General features: G+C 68.5%; 19 protein-coding genes. 13 read left to right on the top strand and 6 right to left on the bottom strand.

Features of this window, described 5'->3' with window-relative positions:
- Positions 1-29 precede the first annotated feature (29 nt).
- Together ACE3UA_RS08480 and ACE3UA_RS08475 are read left to right on the top strand one after the other, a co-directional pair.
- Entirely contained in the window at positions 30-1,184 is a 1,155-nt protein-coding gene (locus ACE3UA_RS08480) for a Ppx/GppA phosphatase family protein (protein ID WP_374644041.1), read from the top strand.
- Positions 1,181-1,927 (top strand): RlmE family RNA methyltransferase, encoded by a 747-nt coding sequence (locus tag ACE3UA_RS08475; protein ID WP_374644039.1) that lies wholly within the window; start codon positions 1,181-1,183, stop codon positions 1,925-1,927. The genes ACE3UA_RS08480 and ACE3UA_RS08475 overlap by 4 nt, the downstream gene beginning before the upstream one ends.
- 113 nt (positions 1,928-2,040) lie before the next feature.
- Here the strand turns inward: ACE3UA_RS08475 and ACE3UA_RS08470 are convergent, their stop codons facing one another.
- Positions 2,041-2,610, bottom strand: coding sequence for a YcbK family protein (locus ACE3UA_RS08470; protein ID WP_374644037.1), 570 nt, complete (start codon positions 2,608-2,610; stop codon positions 2,041-2,043).
- A 333-nt stretch (positions 2,611-2,943) separates the two neighbouring features.
- Between ACE3UA_RS08470 and ACE3UA_RS08465 the strand changes: the two genes are divergently transcribed.
- From ACE3UA_RS08465 to ACE3UA_RS08450, 4 genes are read left to right on the top strand one after another with little or no spacing between them, the layout of a single operon-like run.
- Entirely contained in the window at positions 2,944-4,560 is a 1,617-nt protein-coding gene (locus tag ACE3UA_RS08465) for a murein L,D-transpeptidase (protein ID WP_374644035.1), read from the top strand.
- 32 nt (positions 4,561-4,592) lie between these two features.
- Entirely contained in the window at positions 4,593-5,675 is a 1,083-nt protein-coding gene (lpxD, locus tag ACE3UA_RS08460; protein WP_374644033.1) for a UDP-3-O-(3-hydroxymyristoyl)glucosamine N-acyltransferase, read from the top strand.
- Positions 5,676-5,936: an acyl carrier protein gene (locus ACE3UA_RS08455; RefSeq protein ID WP_206760969.1), complete on the top strand. Its 261-nt coding sequence runs from the start codon at positions 5,676-5,678 to the stop codon at positions 5,934-5,936.
- Complete coding sequence (locus ACE3UA_RS08450; RefSeq protein WP_374644030.1) at positions 5,933-7,126, top strand: beta-ketoacyl synthase; 1,194 nt, start codon at positions 5,933-5,935, stop codon at positions 7,124-7,126. Before ACE3UA_RS08455 ends, ACE3UA_RS08450 begins: the two co-directional genes overlap by 4 nt.
- Before the next feature lie 52 nt (positions 7,127-7,178).
- Here ACE3UA_RS08450 and ACE3UA_RS08445 read toward each other — a convergent pair whose 3' ends face one another.
- Positions 7,179-7,925, bottom strand: coding sequence for an invasion associated locus B family protein (locus tag ACE3UA_RS08445; protein WP_374644028.1), 747 nt, complete (start codon positions 7,923-7,925; stop codon positions 7,179-7,181).
- Between the two features lie 440 nt (positions 7,926-8,365).
- Here ACE3UA_RS08445 and ACE3UA_RS08440 point away from each other — a divergent pair, with 440 nt between their 5' ends.
- The 3 genes from ACE3UA_RS08440 (at position 8,366) to ACE3UA_RS08430 (ending at position 10,985) form a co-directional block, all read left to right on the top strand.
- Positions 8,366-9,907: a helicase HerA-like domain-containing protein gene (locus tag ACE3UA_RS08440; protein ID WP_374644026.1), complete on the top strand. Its 1,542-nt coding sequence runs from the start codon at positions 8,366-8,368 to the stop codon at positions 9,905-9,907.
- A gap of 34 nt (positions 9,908-9,941) precedes the next feature.
- Positions 9,942-10,169, top strand: a complete 228-nt coding sequence (locus ACE3UA_RS08435) for an N-(5'-phosphoribosyl)anthranilate isomerase (protein ID WP_197641510.1) — start codon at positions 9,942-9,944, stop codon at positions 10,167-10,169.
- A 135-nt stretch (positions 10,170-10,304) separates the two neighbouring features.
- Positions 10,305-10,985: a D-lyxose/D-mannose family sugar isomerase gene (locus ACE3UA_RS08430; RefSeq protein WP_374644023.1), complete on the top strand. Its 681-nt coding sequence runs from the start codon at positions 10,305-10,307 to the stop codon at positions 10,983-10,985.
- A 109-nt stretch (positions 10,986-11,094) separates the two neighbouring features.
- On the opposite strand, the gene ACE3UA_RS08425 is transcribed toward ACE3UA_RS08430, so the two are convergent.
- Together ACE3UA_RS08425 and kynU are read right to left on the bottom strand one after the other, a co-directional pair.
- Positions 11,095-12,033, bottom strand: coding sequence for a L,D-transpeptidase (locus tag ACE3UA_RS08425; protein WP_374644021.1), 939 nt, complete (start codon positions 12,031-12,033; stop codon positions 11,095-11,097).
- Positions 12,034-12,207: 174 nt separating this feature from the next.
- Positions 12,208-13,404: a kynureninase gene (gene kynU, locus ACE3UA_RS08420; protein WP_374644019.1), complete on the bottom strand. Its 1,197-nt coding sequence runs from the start codon at positions 13,402-13,404 to the stop codon at positions 12,208-12,210.
- Positions 13,405-13,503: 99 nt separating this feature from the next.
- Between kynU and ACE3UA_RS08415 the strand changes: the two genes are divergently transcribed.
- The 4 genes from ACE3UA_RS08415 (at position 13,504) to ACE3UA_RS08400 (ending at position 18,512) form a co-directional block, all read left to right on the top strand.
- On the top strand, positions 13,504-13,965 hold the full coding sequence (locus tag ACE3UA_RS08415; protein WP_374644017.1) for an isoprenylcysteine carboxylmethyltransferase family protein: 462 nt from the start codon (positions 13,504-13,506) through the stop codon (positions 13,963-13,965).
- Positions 13,966-14,066: 101 nt separating this feature from the next.
- A complete protein-coding gene (locus ACE3UA_RS08410) occupies positions 14,067-15,641 on the top strand; it encodes a Re/Si-specific NAD(P)(+) transhydrogenase subunit alpha (protein ID WP_374644015.1) in 1,575 nt (524 codons plus the stop codon).
- 10 nt (positions 15,642-15,651) lie between these two features.
- Positions 15,652-17,145 (top strand): NAD(P)(+) transhydrogenase (Re/Si-specific) subunit beta, encoded by a 1,494-nt coding sequence (locus ACE3UA_RS08405; RefSeq protein WP_374644013.1) that lies wholly within the window; start codon positions 15,652-15,654, stop codon positions 17,143-17,145.
- A gap of 86 nt (positions 17,146-17,231) precedes the next feature.
- A complete protein-coding gene (locus ACE3UA_RS08400) occupies positions 17,232-18,512 on the top strand; it encodes a DUF3422 family protein (protein ID WP_374644011.1) in 1,281 nt (426 codons plus the stop codon).
- Positions 18,513-18,574: 62 nt separating this feature from the next.
- Here ACE3UA_RS08400 and ACE3UA_RS08395 read toward each other — a convergent pair whose 3' ends face one another.
- Both ACE3UA_RS08395 and ACE3UA_RS08390 read right to left on the bottom strand, forming a co-directional pair.
- Positions 18,575-19,513 (bottom strand): ABC transporter permease, encoded by a 939-nt coding sequence (locus ACE3UA_RS08395; protein WP_374644009.1) that lies wholly within the window; start codon positions 19,511-19,513, stop codon positions 18,575-18,577.
- Positions 19,506-20,513 carry an ABC transporter permease gene (locus tag ACE3UA_RS08390; protein WP_374644007.1) on the bottom strand — a complete coding sequence of 336 codons (1,008 nt, stop codon included), beginning with the start codon at positions 20,511-20,513 and terminating at the stop codon, positions 19,506-19,508. The genes ACE3UA_RS08395 and ACE3UA_RS08390 overlap by 8 nt, the downstream gene beginning before the upstream one ends.
- Between the last annotated feature and the right edge of the window lie 64 nt (positions 20,514-20,577).

Below are 20,577 nucleotides of genomic sequence, written 5' to 3'. Positions count from 1 at the left end.
TTTCCCGCAACCACATATGGAGGGCGGTCATGACGCCCGTGCGTCCCCGTAGGGCGGACGCGACTGACGCGCAGGTCGAGACGGTCCGGGAGATTCCGGCACCCGTTTCCCGCGCCGATGGCCCGTCGGCCCTTCCCGACCCAGGGTCGGCACCGCTTTACGCGGCGCTGGACCTTGGCACAAACTCGTGCCGGATGCTGATTGCCCAGCCGATGGGCAGTCAGTTCTCGATCGTCGACAGCTTCTCCAAGACCGTGCAGCTGGGCGTCGGGCTGGAGGCCACGGGGCGGCTGTCGCGGCCGTCGATGGGGCGGACGATCCAGGCGCTGCGGATCTGCGAGAAGAAGCTGATCAAGAACGGGGTCGGCCGGATGCGGCTGGTCGCGACCGAAGCCTGCCGGAGGGCGCGCAACGCCCGCGACTTCATCCGCCAGGTCCGGCGCGAGACCGGCCTTGCGCTGGAGATCATCACCCCCGAGGAAGAGGCGCGGCTGGCGGTGATTTCCTGCGCGCCGCTGGTCAGCCCCTCGACCGAGCAGCTTCTGGTGGTGGACATCGGCGGCGGCTCGACCGAGCTGGTGTGGATCGACCTGTCGGCGGTCCTGGCCGCGGACCGGGCGAAGGCGATCATGCGGCTGCACATGGGGTTCGACGCGCAGGGCGAGGGGCCGGCCGCGCGGGTGGTGGACTGGATCTCGGTGCCGCTGGGGGTGGCGACGCTGAAGGACCAGTTCATCGACGTCGACGACGACGCGGCGCGCTTTGCGCTGATGAGCTGGTTCTTCGAGGAGAACCTGGCCAGTTTCAGCCCCTACAACTCGGACAATCCGCGCGAGGGGTTCCAGATCATCGGCACCTCGGGCACGGTGACGACGGTAGCGGCGAGTTTCCTGAACCTGAAACGCTATGACCGGACCAAGGTGGACGGGTTGCAGATGACCAGCGACCAGATCGACCTGGTGATCCGGGAATACCTAGCGCTGGGGCCGGAGGGGCGGCTGAGCGATCCGCGGATCGGGCGCGACCGCCATGCGCTGATCATGTCCGGCGCGGCGATCCTGCAGGCCCTGATGCGGATCTGGCCCACGGACCGCTTGTCGGTCGCCGACCGGGGGCTTAGGGAGGGGCTTCTCTACGCGCAGATGAGCGCGGATGGCGTGCTGGCGGACGGGCCCTACAGATGAATGACAAGCCGAATTCGGGGCGCGGGCAGCGCGAGCTGCGGGTGCGGGTCAAGACCGCCAAGGGGCGCAAGCTGTCGTCCACGCTGTGGCTGGAGCGGCAGCTGAACGATCCTTACGTCCAGAAGGCCAGGCGCGAGGGCTATCGCGGCCGGGCGGCCTACAAGATCCTGGAACTGGATGACAAGTACGGGTTCCTCAAGCCCGGCGCGCGGGTGGTGGACCTGGGCTGCGCGCCCGGCGGCTGGTGCCAGGTGGCGGTGGTGCGGGTCAATGCCCTGGGGCAGAACCCGAAAAAGCCGGTGGGCACGGTCCTGGGCGTGGACCTGCAGGAGGTGGAGCCGATCGCGGGGGCGGAGATCCACCAGCTGGACTTCCTGTCCGATGACGCGGACGAGAAGGTGAAGTCCTGGCTCGGCGGGCGGGCGGATGTGGTGATGTCGGACATGGCCGCGGCCTCGTCCGGGCACAAGTCGACCGACCATCTGCGGATCGTGGCCCTGGTCGAGGCGGCGCTGGCCTTTGCCTTCGACGTGCTGGAGGATGGCGGAACCTTTGTCGCCAAGGTGCTGGCGGGCGGGGCCGAGAACGAGATGCAGGCGATGCTGAAGCGGAATTTCCGCAAGGTGGCGAATGTGAAGCCGCCGGCGAGCCGGTCGGACAGTTCGGAGAAATTCGTGGTGGCGATGGGCTATCGCGGGCGCGAGATCGAGGGCGGGGCAGGGCTTCCGGACGAAGCGGAGTAGTTCCTCCTCGTTCGACTTCGTCTCCTCGTCGGAAGGTGGCGAGGATGCGGATCGGTGGAGGGCGCATGAAAAAGGCGCCCGGAGGCGCCCTGTTTCAGGTAGATCGAAAGGTCTCAGCCGCCCCAGCTGCGGACCGGGCCGCAATCCATGTGGACGAAGTTCGAGCGCGAATACTTCCCGACGCCGCCGGCGGAGCAGGCCGCGGCCGCCTTGGCCATCTGTCCGACCGAGCGCGACTTGAGCCGCAGGTCGGCCGCCTGGCCCTTCATGTGCAGCGAGTTCCGGGCGACGCCGCCGGATTTCGAGCGCAGCATGGCATTGGTCTTGGGGCTGCGATAGCCGGAGAGGAGCATGTAAGGCTCGCCCACGTCCATCAGCCGGTGCGAGGCGGCCATGATGTCCAGCGTGCGCATGTCCATCCCGACCACGTCGTCGGTGCGCCAGTCGCGCATGAAGTGATTGATTTCCTTCATCACTTCCGGGATGTACTCACCCTCGATCCAGTAGATCGTGTCGATGCTTTCCCCGGTGCGGCCCGAATACATGCGGATCTTCCGGATGTCGCCCGCGCCCTTCAGAAGCCCGAATGCGCTGGAGTAGGTCGGTGCCGCCACGACCGCTGTCGCCGCGAACGCACCAAGAAGGCCGCGCCGCGAGACGCCGATAAGCTTGTTTTCCGTCATTCTAACGCCTGTCCCCGTAGCTGTCCTGGACTGCCTTAGTGCAGCTCTCGTGCCACTTATCCCCAAGTGCTGCCATCTTATTGCACAAGTCGAATCGAAGCCCAAGCGCCGTTTGCCGTCCGGTTCCGAACCTGCGGGTGAATCGGCAAATATTTGCTGAACGCGGTGGAACCTTGCCGACTGTGGCTTCGATGCACCGCTTTTCCCCTGACTGTCACGCAAACGACGACAATGACCCCGGACGGCCGGGGGCAGACGGGTTTGTGAATGGACAGTCACGCGGCTTTCACGATTAGATGAGGAAAAGACCCAAGTATCTGGAATGGGGGCTTAATGTCTGTCTGCGCCGTGTCCGGGACGAATGTCCGGTCCGCCCTGTTGTCGCTTGCGCTGTTGCTGGTCCCGCCGGGGGCGGGGGCCCAGACCTCGGCTTTCACGCAATCCTCGGCTTTCACGCAATCGCTGGCGGCCACCGCCTCGGCCGAGCCGGCGGTCGCGGACTGGTACCGGACGACGGGCTACCGGACGCTGTGGACCGGGCCGGAGGATGCGGCGCGGCGGGCGGCGCTGCTGGCGGCGCTGGCCACGGCCGACCTGCACGGGCTGCCGCGCGCGCGCTATGATGCCGAGGCGATCCGGGCGGCGCTGGCCGCGGCCGCGACCGAGGGCGACCGGGGCCGGATCGAGGTGCAGATGACGCGGGCCTATCTGGCCTGGGCGGGGGACCTGACCTCGGGCGCGCTGGAGCCGAAGACGGTGGACGGCGGCATCCTGCGCGAGATCCTGCGGCCCGACCCGCAGGTCCTGCTGTCCCGGATCGCGACGGGCGAGCCGGAGGCGGTGCTGGCGGGACTGGTGCCGGACTCTCCGGTCTATGTGCAGCTGATGAAGGCGAAGCTCGACCTCGAGGCGGTGATCGCGGCGGGCGGCTGGGGCGAGCCTTTGGCCGCGGTGCCGCTGGAGCCGGGGGCGACCGGGCCGGCGGTGGTGGCGCTGCGCGACCGGCTGGTGCGGCTGGGCTATCTGCGGGCCACGGCCTCGGCCAGCTATGACGCCGGGCTGCAGGCGGCGGTGCAGCGGGTCCAGCTGGACAACGGGCTGGTCGCCGACGGCAGGCTGGGCGAGGGCACGATCGCCGAGCTGAACCGCACGCCGGAGGAGCGGCTGCAATCGGTGGTCGTCGCGCTGGAGCGGGAACGCTGGATGCATATCGACCGCGATGTGCGCCATGTCTGGGTGAACCTGCCGGATTTCAAGGCGCGGATCGTGGACCAGGGCCGGACCATCTTTGAAACCCGGGTGGTGATCGGCAAGAACGTGCCCGACCAGCGCAGCCCCGAATTCTCGGACGAGATGGAGCATATGGTGATCAACCCGTCCTGGGGGGTGCCGCGCTCGATCATCGTCAAGGAATACCTGCCGCTTCTGCAGAAGAACCCCAATGCGGTCGGGCATCTGCAGGTGGTGGACCGGCGGGGCCGGGTGGTGCCGCGCGGCTCGGTCAACTTCGGCGCCTATACGGCGCGGAGCTTTCCCTATGCGCTGCGCCAGCCGCCCTCGGACGACAATGCGCTGGGGAAGGTGAAGTTCATGTTCCCGAACCCCTACAACATCTATCTGCACGACACGCCGTCCAAGTCGCTGTTCGACAAGGAGGTGCGCGCCTACAGCCATGGCTGCATCCGCGTGGCCGATCCCTTCGACCTGGCGCATGAGCTTCTGTCCTGGCAGACCGACGATGCCGAGGGCGAGTTCGAGACCGCGCTGGAGACCGGGCGCGAGACGACGGTGAAGCTGAACCGGCATCTGCCGGTGCATCTGGTCTATTTCACCGCCTATCCGGATGCGAAGGGCCGGATGACCTGGCGGCGCGATGTCTATGGGCGGGATGCGGCGCTGTGGCAGGCGCTGTCGGCGGCCGGGGTGGAACTGCCGGGCGTTCGGGGGTAATTCTGGAGGGAAGATCCCCGCCGGAGGACAGGATGGCCCATACGATCCGCGACATTGCCCAGGCGCTGGGGGCCGAGGCCGAGGGCGAGCTTGACCTTGCGGTCCGGGGCGCGGCCGAGCCGCAGGCGGCGGGGCCGGACGATCTCGCCCTGGCGATGGACCCGCGCTATGCCGAGGGGATCGCCAGGGGCCGCGCGCGGGCGGCGGTGGTCTGGCCGGGGGCGGACTGGCGGGCGATGGGATTGAAGGCGGCGATCTTCGCGCCGCGCGGGCGGCTGGCGATGGCCGGGCTGACGCGGCTGATGGATCCGGGGCCGGAGATCGCGCCGGGTGTGCATCCGATGGCGGTGGTGGACCCTTCGGCGGTGATCGGCGCGGGCGCGGCCATCGCCCCCTTCGTGGTGATCGGCCGGGACGTGCGGATCGGGCCGGGGGCGCGGATCGCGAGCCATGTCTCGATCGCCGAGGGCGCGCGCATCGGCGCGGGGGCCCTGATCCTGCAGGGCGCGCGGATCGGGGCGCGGGTCAGCATTGGCGAGCGTTTCATCTGCCAGCCGGGCGCGGTGATCGGGGCGGACGGGTTCAGTTTCGTCACGCCCGAGAAATCCGGGGTCGAGGAGATCCGCGAGACGCTGGGCAGCCGCGCCGAGATCAAGGGGCAAAGCTGGACGCGCATACATTCGCTTGGGGCCGTAACCATCGGGGACGACGTGGAAATCGGCGCGAACGTCTGCATCGACCGTGGCACGATCCGCGATACGGTGATCGGCTCGGGCACCAAGGTGGATAACCTGGTCCATATCGGCCACAACGTGCAGGTGGGCCGCGATTGCCTGCTGTGCGGCCAGGTCGGCATCGCGGGATCGGCCCGGATCGGCGACCGGGTGGTGCTGGCCGGGCAATGCGGGGTCAATGACAACATCTTCGTCGGCGATGACGTGATCGCGGGCGGGGGCACGAAGATCTTTACCAATGCTCCGGCGGGGCGGGTGCTTCTGGGCTATCCGGCGGTGAAGATGGAGACCCATGTCGAGATCCAGAAGGCGCTGCGCCGCCTGCCGCGTCTGGCGGCGCGGGTCGCGGCGCTGGAAAGGCCCTTGCCGGAGGGGGAGTGATTGGACCGGGCGGGAATCGAGGCGGTCGTGATCGAGATTCTGGCGGCGCAGCTTCTGCTGCCGCCGTCCGAGGTCGCGCCGGATGCGCGGGTCGACGACCTGGGGCTGGACAGCCTGGGCAAGGTCGAGGCGATCTTCGCGCTGGAAGAGCGGTTCGGGATCAGCGTGCCCTTCAACGCCAACGAGCCGGACCAGCCGGATTTCGATTTCCAGAGCGTGGGCAGCATCGTGGCGGGCGTCGAGCGGCTGCTTCGCGGATGAGGCGGGTCGTCGTCACCGGCATCGGCACGGTGAATGCGCTGGCGGGGGATGTGCCGGGCACCTTCGCGGCCTTCCGCGTGGGGCGGTCCGGGATCGGGCCGCTGACCTTTCGCGACGCCGGGCGGCTGACGATCCGGGTCGGCGCCGAGGTCCGCGACTGGGACGAGGCGCGGTTCACCCCCCCGGAGCGCGCGCTTTACGACCGGGTGACGCAATATGCGCTGGTCGCGGCGGGCGAGGCGCTGGCGATGGCGGGGCTGGCCGGGCCGCTCGGGCCGCGCGCGGGCGTGATCATGGGCACGGCGGCGGGCGGCATCCAGACCTGGGAGGAGAGCTATCGGACGGTCTTCGCCGAGGGCCGGAACCGGGTGCCGCCGCTGGTGGTGCCGCGGCTGATGCACAATGCGGCGGCCTCGCATCTGTCGATCCGGCATGGCGCTTCGGGGCCGGTGCTTTCGGTCGCCTCGGCCTGCGCGAGTGCGAACCATGCGCTGGGGCTGGCGTTGCAGCAGATCCGCCTTGGCGCGGCCGATGTGATGCTCGCGGGCGGGGCCGAGGCGATGCTGTGCTTTGGCGGCGTGAAGGCCTGGGAGGGGTTGCGGGTGCTGTCGCCGGACATGTGCCGGCCGTTCTCGCTGGGGCGCAGGGGCATGGTGATCGGCGACGGGGCCGGGGTGCTGGTGCTGGAGGACGAGGCGCATGCCCGGGCGCGGGGGGCGCGGGTGCTGGCGGAACTGGCGGGGTTCGGGATGACGGCCGATGCGGGCGACATCGTCGCGCCCGATCCGGGGGGCGCGGCCGGGGCGATGCGGGCGGCGCTGGCGGATGCGGGGCTGGCGGCCGGGGATGTCGGCTATGTCAATGCGCATGGCACGGGAACGCTTCTGAACGACCGTTCCGAGGCGCGGGCGATCCGGGCGGTGTTCGGCGAGGCGGTGCCGCCGGTCTCCTCGACCAAGGCGATGCACGGCCATGCGATCGGGGCCACCGGCGCGCTGGAGGCGATGGCCTGCATCCTGGCGCTGACCGAGGGCATCCTGCCGCCGACGGTGGGGTTCCAGGCCCCGGACCCGGATTGCGCGCTGGATGTGGTGGCCGATGGCGCGCGGAAGGCGCGGGTGGAGGCGGCGTTGTCGAATGCCTTTGCCTTTGGCGGGCTGAACGCGGTGCTGGCCTTCCGCCGGGCCTGAGACGAAAAGGGCCGGCCCCTGCGGACCGGCCCCGGTTCGCGCGGATCCGCGCTCAGTCGTTCGCGGTGCCTTCGGCGGGCGCGGCGCCTTCGGCCGGGGCAGCCTCGGCCGGGGCGGCTTCGGCGGGCGCGGCATCGGCGGCGGCTTTCGCCGCGGCGTCGGCGGCGGCGTTGGCGGTGTTCACCGCCTCGAGGCCGGCGGTGAAGCCCTTGAGCGACATGGTGAGTTTCACGGTCTGGTCGGGAGCGACGAAGGGAACGATGGTCAGCGTCGCATTCGCGCCGTTCTTCATCTGCGCCAGTTCCTCGGCCGTGAACCCGAGCCGGGCGACGCAGCCGATCTGGGTGCAGAAGGTGAAGGGATAGGCCTTGGGCTTGGAGGTGTCGATCTGCACCTGCATCCCGGCGGTCAGCAGGGTTTCGAGCGGGGCGATGAAGGTGGCGCCGGCCACGGCCGGGCCGCCCGCACCTTCGGGCAGACCGAAGATGGTGAACTCGGCGACCGAATTGCCCTCGCCGTCCTTCAGGAGCTGGTAGAGCTGGCAGGGATCGACCCCGTTCTCGGTGCGGACGCAACGCTGCTCCCAGGAGTCGAAGGTGGCGGCAGTGTAGTTGCTGCCGACGCCATCGCCGCCGCCGACCTCGGCCCCCATGGACAGGTTGTCGGTGCCCGCCGCCGGGGCCGCGCCTTCGGCCGCCGGAGCCGCACCCTCGGCCGGGGCTTCGGTGGTCTGGGCGAGAAGCGGGGTGGCCATCAGCGCAAGGGCGAGGGCAAGCGCGGTGCTCGTGGTCTTTGCCATTTGGGGACAGATCCTTTGGTCGTCTGGCTTGGTCTTGGGGGGCGGGTCTAGCATGGCGACCGGGGCAAGTCAGGTCAGAAAAGCGTCATCAGCATCGATCTGCCGGGCGGTCCCGGGAAATGAAAAAGGGCCGGTGGACCGGCCCTTTTCTGATGTTGTTTTTGCTCCCTGTCGGACTGGCCGACTTCATGGAACCGGACGCTACGGCGGATTTTTCGCGCGGTCAACGGGTTTCTGCGGCCAAGGGTCGCGCGGGCCCGGATAGGAAAACCGCGCCTTTTCAGGGGCGCGACCAGCCGACAGGGAGAATGCGCCATCCGACCGGACCGCCGGCCTCCGATGCGTTCGGTCTGGCACAGGCGGGTCAACGATGTATGTTCGAGGGAACCGTGGTTCGGGTGGCCGCGCCGAGGCGCCCCCCCTAAGGATGCGAGGCGGAAGTGACGGATCAGGCGGACAGCATTTTCCTGGGCGGCGGCGGCGAGGGCTATGGGGTGCCGCAGCGCCTTTTGCTGAAATACGGCAACCGGCACGGGCTGATCGCGGGGGCGACCGGGACCGGCAAGACGGTGACGCTGCAGGTCCTGGCCGAAGGCTTTTCGGCGGCGGGCGTGCCGGTCTTCCTGTCGGATGTGAAGGGCGATCTTGCGGGGATCGCGGCTTCGGGCTCGGCCTCGGGCAAGCTGCACGAGGCCTTTGCCAAGCGGGCGGCGACGATCGGGCTTGACCTGCAGTACCGCGCCTTTCCGGTGATCTTCTGGGATCTCTTCGGCGAGAAGGGCCATCCGGTGCGGGCCACGGTCGAGGAGATGGGGCCGCTTCTGCTCTCGCGGCTTCTGGAACTGTCCGAGGCGCAGGAGGGGGTGCTGAACGTGGCCTTCCGCCTGTCGGACGAGGAGGGGCTGGCGCTGCTGGACCTGAAGGACCTGCAGGCGCTGCTGACCTTCCTCGCGCAGAATGCCGAGGACATCTCGGCCCGCTACGGGCTGGTGTCGAAAGAATCGGTCGGCGCGATCCAGCGGCGGCTTCTGGTGCTGGAGAACGAGGGCGGCGCGGGGCTTTTCGGCGAGCCGGCGCTGGAACTGGCCGACCTGATGACGGTGGACGGCGAGGGGCTGGGGCGGATCAGCATCCTGGCGGCCGAGCGGCTGATGAACGCGCCCCGGCTCTATGCGACCTTCCTGTTGTGGCTGCTGTCCGAACTGTTCGAGATGCTGCCCGAGGTGGGCGACCCCGAAAAGCCGAAGCTGGTGTTCTTCTTCGACGAGGCGCATCTGCTGTTCGACGACGCGCCGAAGGCCCTGGTGGCGAAGGTCGAGCAGGTGGCGCGGCTGATCCGGTCGAAGGGGGTGGGGGTCTATTTCATCACCCAGAACCCGGCGGACGTGCCGGACGCGATCCTGGGGCAGCTGGGCAACCGGGTGCAGCACGCGCTGCGCGCCTTCACGGCGAAGGACCAGAAGGACCTGGCCCGCGCGGCCGAGACCTATCGGCCGAACCCGCGCTTCCAGATCGACGAGGCGATCCGCGAGGTGGGGACCGGCGAGGCGGTGACCTCGCTCCTGGAAGCCAAGGGCGTGCCGGGGATCGCCGAGCGGACGCTGGTGCGCCCGCCCTCCAGCCAGCTGGGGCCGATCGACGCGGCGGCGCGGGCGGCGGTGATCGCGGGCTCGCCGGTGCGCGGCAAGTATGACCGGGTGCTGGACCGCGAAAGCGCCTGGGAGAAGCTGCGCGCCAGGGCCGAGGCGGCGGCGCGCGAGGCGGAGGCCGAGGAGGAGCGCGCGGCGGAGGAAACGCGCGAGTTCGAGCGCGCCCGGCGCTATGACGGCGAGGGCTATCGCGAGGCCAGGCCGAAACGCGGGGCAAGCCGGTCGGATTCGGTCGGCACGGCCTTTGCCAAGAGCTTTGCCCGGCAGTTGGGCTCGCGGTCGGGGCAGGCGCTGGTGCGCGGGATCCTGGGGTCGATCTTCGGCAAGCGGTAACCGGATCTTAACCCCGACGCGGCAGGCTGGCGGCATGTCGATGATGCAGCCCGTCTCGCCGCAGCAATTCCTGGCCGAGCTGTTCAGCTCGCGCGCCGCCGCGACCGGGGCGGTGATCCGGCGCAATGCGCGCGACGTGGACCGTTTCGTCGGACGCGAGGCCTTCCTGGAGGAGATGCGGCGGCGGGGATTCTCGGTGGTGGAGAATGCCGGGCAACTGGTGATCTTCTGCAATCGCGAACCGCTCCGCCGTCTGGCGTGACGCCGATTTCCGTTCGGAAATCGTGTCGGAAACCGTTCGGTTTCCGGTGGCGCCTGGTGACGGGGGCGGAAACTGGGCCGGTGACAGGCGGAGCGAAATCGGGTCATCTCGGCCGATGATTCCCGGGAGGACGCCATGAAACGGTCACGCATCAACCAGATCATGCGGGCGGCGGACGACTTGATCCGCAAGCATGGTTTCGTCCTGCCGCCCTTCGCCCGGTGGAGCCCGGAGGATTTCAGGGCGCGCAAGGATGCCGGGGCCATCGTCGAGGCCCGGCTGGGCTGGGACATCACCGATTATGGCCAGGGCCGGTTCGACGAGATGGGGCTGTTCCTCTTCACCCTGCGCAACGGCAGGCTGGCCGACCTGCGGCGGGGCGGCGGCATGTGCTATGCCGAGAAGCTGCTGATCAGCCGCCAGGACCAGCTGTCGCCGATGCACACCCATGTCATCAAGGCCGAGGACATCATCAACCGCGGCGGCGCGACGCTGGTGGTGGAGCTTCATGGCAGCGACGACAAGGGCGATTTCGCCGGGGACCGGGGCGGCGTGGTGCGCTGCGACGGGATCGAGCGGCGCTATGGCCCGGGCGAGAAACTGCGGCTGGCGCCGGGCGAGAGCGTGACGCTGATGCCGGGCGACTGGCATGCCTTCTGGGGCGAGGGCGGGGATGTGCTGATCGGCGAGGTCTCGACGGTGAACGACGACCTGACCGACAACATCTTCCGCGAGCCGATCGGCCGTTTCGCCGAGATCGAGGAGGACGAGGCGCCCTGGCACCTTCTGGTCAGCGACTACGACCGCTGGCTTTAGGCGGCTCGCCTGCCGCCGCCCCGCCGAGGGGAGGCGGCAGCCGGTGAGGCGGTGGCAACGAAAAGGGCGCCCGCGATACCGCAGGCGCCCTGTCCTTTGTCGGGAAGCCTCAGTCCGTGCCGGAGGCCGGCGGGCACAGCCCGTCGACCAGCGCGGTGGCGCAGGCCGGGGCGGCGGCCGGAGCCGCGGGTGTCGCAGGGACGGTCGCGGGCGCAACGGCCGGGGTGGTGGCCGGGGCAGCGGCGGGGGTCGCGGCCGGGCTCCCGCTCACCACCGCGGGGGGCGGCAGGACCTTGAGCGCCGGGACGGCGACCACGGCCGGCGCGGGCGCGGCCTTCTTCTTCGGCGCGGGCGGCTTGGGGATATGGAGGCCCTTCGGCATCTCGCCCGAGGCGGTGAGGACGACGACCTTCTCGCCCCCCTGCAGGCGGCTGTAGAGGTCGATCACGTCCTGGTTGATCATGCGGATGCAGCCGGACGAGGCATTGCGGCCGATCGACTTCCATTCCGGGGTGCCATGGATGCGGTAGCCATAATCCTTGCCGCCCGAGGTCAGGTAGATCGCGCGGGCGCCGAGCGGGTTGGTCGGGCCGCCGGGCTGGCCGTTTTCCCATTTCGCGAGCTTGGGGTCGCGGGCGATCATCTCTTTCGGCGGGGTCCAGGTCGGCCAGGGTTTCTTCTCGGCCACGATCGCCTCGCCCGACCATTCGAACCCGGCGCGGCCGACGGCGATGCCGTAGCGGATCGCCTTGTTCTTGCCGACGACATAGTAGAGCAGCCGCGTCGAGGGATTGATGATGATGGTGCCGGGGGGCTGGTCGGTCTCGTAGGCGACGACCTGGCGGCGGTGGCTTTCGGGGATCTGCTCGACCGGCAGGGCGGGAATCGCGATCCCGGCGTCCATCGTGGCGACATAGACATTCTCGTCCGCCTTGGGCAGCGGCTGGCTGGTCGAGGTGCTGACCGTCGGATCGACGCAGGCCGCCAGCGACAGGAGCGCAAGGGCCGCGACGGCCTGCCGGGTCTGGGAGGGAGAGATCAGGCGCATGAAGAAACTCGCTTCAAAGGGACACGCATGGGGCGGTGCCGCGGGAAAACTTTCCGCGACGGTAGCTTACGGCAGGTTTGCCGTCAAACCGGCGCGCGGGCACGGCGCGATCACGGCCGCGTGAAACCGACGCCAGACGCGCCGGTTTCGCGGTGGTTTCCGCCGTCCGGGCGTTCAGGTGACGGCGGCGCGGGTCTTGAACTCGGGCCGGTCCCAGCCGGACTGGTCCATGATCCGGCCCAGCACGCCGACCGCGCGGGCGACGTCATCCTCGTCGATGTAGAGCGGCGTGAAGCCGAAGCGCAGGATGTCGGGGGCGCGGAAGTCGCCGATCACGCCCTCGGCGATCAGGGCCTGCATGATCGCATAGCCCTCGGGGTGGCGGAAGCTGACCTGGCTGCCGCGCATCAGATGCGAGCGCGGAGTGGCGAGATGCAGCATCGGGGCGCGGCTTTCCACCCCCTTGATGAAGAGGTCCTGCAGGCGGAGGGACCGGGCATGGACTTCGTGCATGTCGACGCCTTCCCAGACCTCGAGCGCGGCTTCGAGGGCGGCGAGTTGCAGGACGGGCGGGGTGCCGACGCGCATCCGCTCGATCCCGCGGCCGGGGCGGTAGTCCAGGTCGAAGGCGAAGGGCGCCTCGTGGCCCAGCCAGCCGGAGAGGGCGGGGCGGGCGATCTCGGCGTGGCGGGGGGCGACATAGATGAAGGCCGGGCCGCCGGGGCCGGAGTTCAGGTATTTGTAGGTGCAGCCGACCGCGAAATCGGCGCGCACGGCGGCCAGGTCCACCGGCACCGCGCCGGCGGAATGGGCGAGGTCCCAGACGGTGAGCGCCCCCATCTCATGCGCGCGTTTCGTGATCCCGGCCATGTCGTGGCGGCGGCCGGTGCGATAGTCGACCTCGGTGATCAGGGTCACGGCGACCGTCTCGTCGATCGCGGAGAGCACATCCTCGGGCGCGACGGTCTTCAGGCGATACTGCCCGCCGAGCGTGCGGCAGAGACCCTCGGCCATGTAGAGGTCGGAGGGGAAGTTGCCGGTATCGGACAGGATCACCCGGCGCTGCGGGTTCATCTCCAGCGCCGAGGCCAGGGCCTGGTAGACCTTGATCGAGAGCGTGTCGCCCAGGACGACGCTGCCCGCTTCCGCGCCGATCAGCCGGGCAATCCGGTCGCCGAGGGCGCGCGGTTGCGCCATCCAGCCGGCCTGGTTCCAGCCGCGGATCAGCATCTCGCCCCATTCCTGCGTCACGGCCCGTTCCACCCGCGCGGGCGCGGTGCGGACCATCGGACCGAGCGAGTTGCCGTCAAGGTAGACGACGCCTTCGGGCAGGTGGAAGCGGGCCTTGGTCGCGGCGAAATCGGTGGGCATGGGCGGTCTCCTTTCCCGGTGTTATCGGGGCTTCGGGCGAAGTTGCCAAGTGGTTGCGCCGGGGGCGCGGCTCTGCTTGGATCGGGGCGGAGGTGCGACATGGCGAAACTTCTGTCGCGGATCGACCTGCCGCCGGTCTGGCTGGCGCTGCATGTGCTGGCGGCCTGGCTTCTGGCGCCGGTCTCGCCGCCCCTGTTCGGGACGGCAGGCGCGTTGGCGGGCAAGGTGCTGGTGGTCCTTGGCGCGCTGGCCATGGTTGCGGCGGTGGGGCAGATGACCCTGCAGCGCACCACGGTGATCCCGCGCCGCAACCCCTCGTCCCTGGTGACCGGGGGGCTTTTCGCCTGGTCGCGCAATCCGATCTACCTGGCCGATGCGATGATCCTGACCGGGGCGATCCTCTGGCTGGATGCGGTGCTGGCGCTGCCCCTGGTCGCGAGTTTCGTCTGGCTGATCCAGACCCGTTTCATCCGCGACGAGGAGGCGCGGCTGACGCTGGCCTTCGGGCCCGAGTTCGACCTTTGGGCCGCGCGGACCCGGCGCTGGTTCGGGCGGAAATAGCGACGCTTCATGTCGGTAAATGAAGGGTTTGAAAGATTGTTGCGCAATGTTAAGTGCAAAGAGAAAGTTTATGCCGACTGGCATGGAATGGGGGGATTCAGGTGAAGATCGGGGCTTTGACGGAGGTATTTCCGGGCGAGAATCGGGTTGCCATGACGCCGGATTCGGCTATGCAACTGGCGAAGCTTGGACATTCGACCTGCATCCAGTCGGGGGCGGGGGCGAAGGCGGGGTTCTCGGACGCGGCCTATGCGGCGGCGGGGGTCGAGGTGCTGCCGGACGCGGCTTCGGTCATCGGGGCCTCGGACGTGGTGGTCAAGGTGCGGGGGCCGGATGCGGCAGAGCTTGCGACCTTCAGTGACGGGCAGACGCTGATCTCGTTCTTCTGGCCGGCGCAGAATGCCGAGCTGCTGGAGGCGGCGGCGAAGAAGAACCTGACCGTGGTGGCGATGGACATGGTGCCGCGCATCTCGCGCGCGCAGAAGATGGACGCCCTCAGCTCGATGGCGAACATCGCCGGCTATCGGGCGGTGATGGAGGCCGGGAACAACTTCGGCCGCTTCTTCACCGGCCAGGTGACGGCGGCGGGCAAGGTGCCGCCGGCCAAGGTGCTGGTGGTGGGGGCCGGGGTCGCTGGGCTTGCGGCTGTCGGCACGGCGACGTCGCTGGGGGCCATCGTCCATGCCTTCGACGTGCGCCCCGAGGTGGCCGAACAGATCGAGTCGATGGGCGCGAATTTCGTCTTCCTGGACTTTGCCGAACAGCAGACCGACGGCGCGGCGACGGGCGGATACGCGGCCCCGTCCTCGCCGGAGTTCCGCGAGGCGCAGCTGAAGAAGTTCCGCGAACTGGCGCCGGAGATGGACATCGTCATCACCACCGCGCTGATCCCCGGCCGGCCCGCGCCGAAGCTCTGGACCGAGGACATGGTCCGGATGATGAAGCCGGGATCGGTCATCGTCGACCTTGCGGCCGAACGCGGCGGCAACTGCGACCTGACGGTGCCGGACGAGAAGATCGTCACCGACAATGGCGTGACCATCGTCGGCTATACCGACTTTCCCAGCCGGATGGCGGCGCAGGCCTCGACGCTGTATTCGACCAACATCCGGCACATGCTGACGGACCTGACGCCGAAGAAGGATGGCGTGATCCTGCACAACATGGAGGATGACGTGATCCGTGGCGCGACCGTGGCGCATGTCGGGGCGGTGACCTGGCCGCCGCCGCCGCCGAAGGTCGCCGCGATCGCGGTGCAGAAGCCGAAGGAGAAGCCGCGCGAGCTGACTCCGGTGGAACGCCGGGCGAAGGAGGTGGCGGAGTTCCGCGCCCAGACCCGCAACCAGGTGGGCCTTCTGGCGATCGGCGGCGGGCTGATGCTTCTGGCGGGACTTTATGCCCCGGCCAGCTTCATGAGCCATTTCATCGTCTTCGTGCTGGCGGTCTTCGTCGGCTTCCAGGTGATCTGGAACGTCTCGCATTCGCTGCACACGCCGCTCATGGCGGTCACGAACGCGATCTCGTCGATCATCATCCTGGGCGCGCTGATGCAGAACGGCTCGGGGTCCTTCCTGGTGATCCTGCTCGCGGCGCTGTCGGTCTTCATGGCCGGGATCAACATTTTCGGTGGCTTCATGGTCACACGGCGCATGCTCGCCATGTTCCAGAAGTCGTAAGGGGGCCGTCATGGAATTCGGATTTACCACGGCGGCTTACGTCGTTGCAGCGGTCCTGTTCATCCTGTCGCTGGGTGGGCTGTCGGGCCAGGAAAGCGCCAAGCGCGCGGTCTGGTACGGGATTGTCGGCATGGCGCTGGCGGTTCTGGCCACGCTTTACGGGCCGGGCATGGGCCTCTGGTGGCTGTCGGTCGTGCTGATCGCGGGCGGCGGCGTGCTTGGCTGGATCGTCGCGCAGCGGGTCCAGATGACCGAGATGCCGCAACTGGTGGCGGCGATGCACAGCCTTGTCGGCCTTGCGGCGGTGTTCATCGGCTTCAACACCCATATCGAACTGGTCGGCCTGTCGGATCTTCTGGCCATCGCGCATGATCCGGCCGCCGCGGCGGGGCTGAGCATGGAGAAGCTGGCCGAACTCAGCACCAAGGGCGCCGAACTGGGCGGCTTTGCGGCGCTGATCGCGCACAAGAGCCCGACCGAGATCACCATCCTGCGGGTCGAGACCTTCCTTGGCGTCTTCATCGGGGCGGTGACCTTCACCGGCTCGGTCATCGCCTTCGGCAAGCTGGCGGGCCGCGTCGACGGCAAGGCCAAGAAGCTGCCGGGCGGGCATCTGCTGAACGCGGGCGCGGCGCTGATCAGCATCGCGCTTCTGGTGGTCTATCTGCAATCGGGCTCGACGCTGGCGCTGATCGGGATGACGATCGCCGCCTTCTTCATCGGCTATCACCTGATCATGGGGATCGGCGGGGCGGACATGCCGGTCGTGGTCTCGATGCTGAACAGCTACTCGGGCTGGGCGGCGGCGGCGATCGGCTTTTCGCTGTCGAACGACCTTCTGATCGTGGTCGGCGCGCTGGTCGGCTCCTCGGGTGCGATCCTGAGCTACATCATGTGCAAGGCGATGAACCGTTCGTTCATCAGCGTGATCCTGGGCGGCTTCGGCGGCACCACGGGACCGGCGATGGAAGTCACCGGCGAGCAGGTCGCCATCGATGCGGAGGGCGTGGCCGCGGCGCTGAACGAGGCGGACAGCATCATCATCATTCCGGGCTATGGCATGGCGGTGGCGCAGGCGCAGCAGTCGGTGTCGGAGCTGACCCGGAAGCTGCGGGCCAAGGGCAAGAACGTGCGCTTCGCGATCCACCCGGTCGCGGGGCGGTTGCCGGGCCACATGAACGTGCTGCTGGCCGAGGCGAAGGTGCCCTATGACATCGTGCTGGAGATGGACGAGATCAACGAGGACTTCCCGGAAACGGATGTGGCCATCGTGATCGGCTCGAACGACATCGTGAACCCGGCGGCGCAAGAGGACCCGAACTCTCCCATCGCGGGGATGCCGGTGCTGGAGTGCTGGAAGGCCAAGCAGGTCTTCGTGTCGAAGCGCGGGCAGGGGACGGGATATTCCGGGATCGAGAACCCGCTGTTCTACAAGGAGAACACCCGGATGTTCTATGGCGACGCCAAGAAGTCGATCGACGCGCTTCTGCCGATGATCGAGTGAGACGATCATGGGGTGGGCAATATTGCCCACCCTGCCAAGCCCGCCCGGGCGGATACGGCAGGCCCGGGCCCCCATCGAGATCCGAGATGCCGATCCCCGACCATCCCCAGCGCTATGCCACCGTCAACGAGCTGCACGCGCGGCCCTTTCCCGCGCTCGACGTGCCCTCGACGGCGGTCTATGTCGCGATCAAGGAGCCGGTGCAGGCGCAGAACCGCGACCGGACGGCCGATCTGGCGCATCTTCTGGCGCTTCTGGACCGGCACGGCAGCCCGCATCCGCAGCCGGGGGCGACGCATTTCCAGGGGCCGGTCGGGCGGGCCGCGCTGAAATGGGAGAGCCATACCGAGTTCGTCACCTACTCCGCCTTTACCAGGGGCGTCTCGGCCCGGCCCTTCGATCCGGCCGAGGCGGAGGTGCTGCCGGAGGACTGGCTGGAGGCGGCCCCGGGCAAGCGGCTGACCTCGGTCCTGATCCGGGTCGAGGCGATGCCGGACAGCGAGGAGGCGATGCTGGCGCGGCTGGATGAGTGGTTCGTGCCGGAGAGCCTTGCCGTGTCCCGCGTGGTGGACGGGGCGGCGGTGGTGGCGGGGGATTTCCGCATCGATCCGGCCGGGCACATCCGCTTTGCGGTCTTTGTCGCCCCCGGCACCGGCCCGCGCCGGGTGGGGCGGATCGTGCAGCGGCTGTGCGAGATCGAGACCTACCGGGCGATGTCGATGCTGGGGCTGATGCGCTCCCGCGACCTCTCCGGCCGCCTGAATGGACTTGACCCGAAGCTGTCGGCGCTGGTCTCGGGGCTGGACGATGCCGGGCCCGCGCCGGAGCGGGCGCTGCATGACCTGTTGAAGATTTCGGCCGAGCTGGAGAGCCTGGCGGTGCAGTTTTCCTTCCGCTTCGGGGCGACGGCGGCCTATGAGGCGATCGTCAACCAGCGGATCGAGGTCCTGCGCGAGGTGCGGAGCCAGGGGCGGCAGACCTTCGGCGAGTTCATGATGCGGCGCTATGATCCGGCGATGCGCACGGTGAAATCAGCGGAAAGCCGGTTGCGCGCGATGGCCGAGCGGGCGGAACGGGCGGCAGAGCTGCTGCGGACCCGGGTGGACGTGGACCGCAGCGCGCAGAACCAGCGCCTGCTGGAGAGCATGGACCGGCGGGCCGACCTGGCGCTGCGGTTGCAGCACACGGTCGAGGGCCTGTCGGTGGTGGCGATCAGCTATTACGCGGTGAGCCTTGCCGCCTATCTGGCCGCGCCGCTGGCCAAGGCGGCGGGCCTTTCCAAGGAGGTGCTGACCGCCGCGCTGGTCCTGCCGGTGGTGGGGCTGGTCTGGCTGATGATCCGGCGCATCCGCACCCGGCTGCACTGACCCGGCGCGAGGCACCGATTTCCGAACGGAAATCGGCCCGGAAATCGTTCGATTTCCGGCGCTCAGCGCCCCCGGATGCGCGGGTCGAGCGCGTCGCGCAGGCCGTCGCCGACATAGTTCACCGACAGCACCGTCAGCGAGATCGCGAGGCCCGGCCAGACCATCTGCATCGGATAGGTCTGGTTGTAATAGGCCGAATTCAGCATCGAGCCCCAGGTCGAGAAGTCGGACTGGAAACCCTGGCCGAGGAAGGAGACCACCGACTCGGTGATGATCGCATTCGCGACGCCAAGCGCGCCGGCGACCATGACCGGGGCCAGCACGTTGGGCAGGATGTGGCGGGTGATGATCCGGCGCGCGGGCGTGCCGATCGAACGGGCGGCCAGGACGAACTCGCGTTCCTTCACCGCAAGGACCTGGCCGCGCACGATGCGGGCGACATGCATCCAGCTGGTCAGGCCGATGGCGATGATCAGGATGAAGAAGGTGCCGAGGTTCGGGCCGAAGATCTCGCGCAGGTAGGGGCCGTAGAGGAAGGTGAGGACGAGGATCAGCGGCAGGAGGGGCAGCGACAGGAACAGGTCGGTCAACCGCATCAGCGCCCCGTCGAGGCGGCGGAAGTAGCCCGAGAGCAGGCCGATCAGCGTGCCGAGGAACACCGCCACCGACATGGCGACGAAGCCCACCGCCATCGAGACCTTTCCGCCCAGCATGAGCCGGGCCATGATGTCGCGGCCGACCTGATCGGTGCCAAGGGGGCTGTCCCAGGAGGGCGGCAGGTTGCGGGACTTGAACATCTGGGCGGTGTTCGGGTTCACCTTGATCGGCTCGGCCGTCCAGACCAGCGGGCCGAGGAGCACGAAGACGAGGAGGATCCCCAGCACCCAGAGCCCGATCATGGCGCCCCGGTGCATGCGGAACTGGTCCCAGACGTCGCGCCAGAGGCTGCGGGGCGCGTCTTCCCGGTCGGGGGCGGCGGTCGCGGCGGTGGCGTCAGTCATAGCGGATCCGGGGGTCGAGGATGCCGTAGAGGATGTCGGCAACCAGGTTGAAGAGCACGATCAGGATCGCGGTGATGAAGGCGATGGTCTGCACCACCGGCAGGTCGTTGACATGGATCGCCCCGATCAGGGCGGCGCCGATGCCGTTGATCTTGAACACTTGCTCGGTCACGATCGCCCCGGCGAAGATCGCGGGCATCCCGAGGGTGATGACGGTGATCACCGGGATCAGCGAATTGCGCAGCACGTGTTTCAGGACCACGGTCCGCTCGCTCATCCCCTTGGCGCGGGCGGTGCGGGCATAGTCCTGGCTGAGGTTCTCCAGCATCGAGGACCGGGTGTAGCGGCTGAGTTCGGCGGCGTTGAAGAGCGCGAGCACCGCGACGGGCAGGAACATCTGCGTCACCTGCTGCTTGAAGCTTGCCCAGTCCACCACCCGCAGCGACGTGTTGTAGATCGAGGGGAACCAGCCCAGCCAGGAGGTGAAGATGATGATCGCCAGAAGCCCGGTGAAGAAGGTCGGGACCGAATAGCCCACCATCGAGACGAAGGTGCCGATCTGGTCGAACCAGGAATATTGCCGGTAGGCGGAATAGATGCCGATCGGCAGGGCGATCAGGATGGCGATCACATAGGCCGAACCGATCACGATCAGCGTCTGCGGCAGGCGCTCGGCGATGTAGTCGATCACCGGGACCTTGGAGGAATAGGAGATGATGCGCGGCGCATTGTCGGCGAAATCGGTGCCGAAGGCGGCGTCGATGGCGTAGAGCGGCTCGGTCCAGAAGAACTGTTTCAGCCAGAGCAGATAGCGGATGTGCACGGGCTCGTTGATGCCCATGGCCTCGATCATCTTCGCCTTCACCTCGGCCGGCACGGTCAGCGGGATCTCGGACGCGGGACTGCCCGGCGCGAGATCGACCAGGAGGAAGATCACGAGGCTGATGAGGAGAAGCGTCGGGATCGCGACCAGCAATCGCCGGAGCGTGTAGGTCAGCATGGGCGGGCCTGCGGGAAAGGAGGGGAAGGGGTGTCCGCCTGGTCGCGGACACCCCGGGATCAGA

Source organism: Tabrizicola sp., assembly GCF_041919135.1.
Taxonomy (GTDB): domain Bacteria; phylum Pseudomonadota; class Alphaproteobacteria; order Rhodobacterales; family Rhodobacteraceae; genus Tabrizicola.
This window is presented reverse-complemented; position numbering and strand designations above follow the sequence as displayed.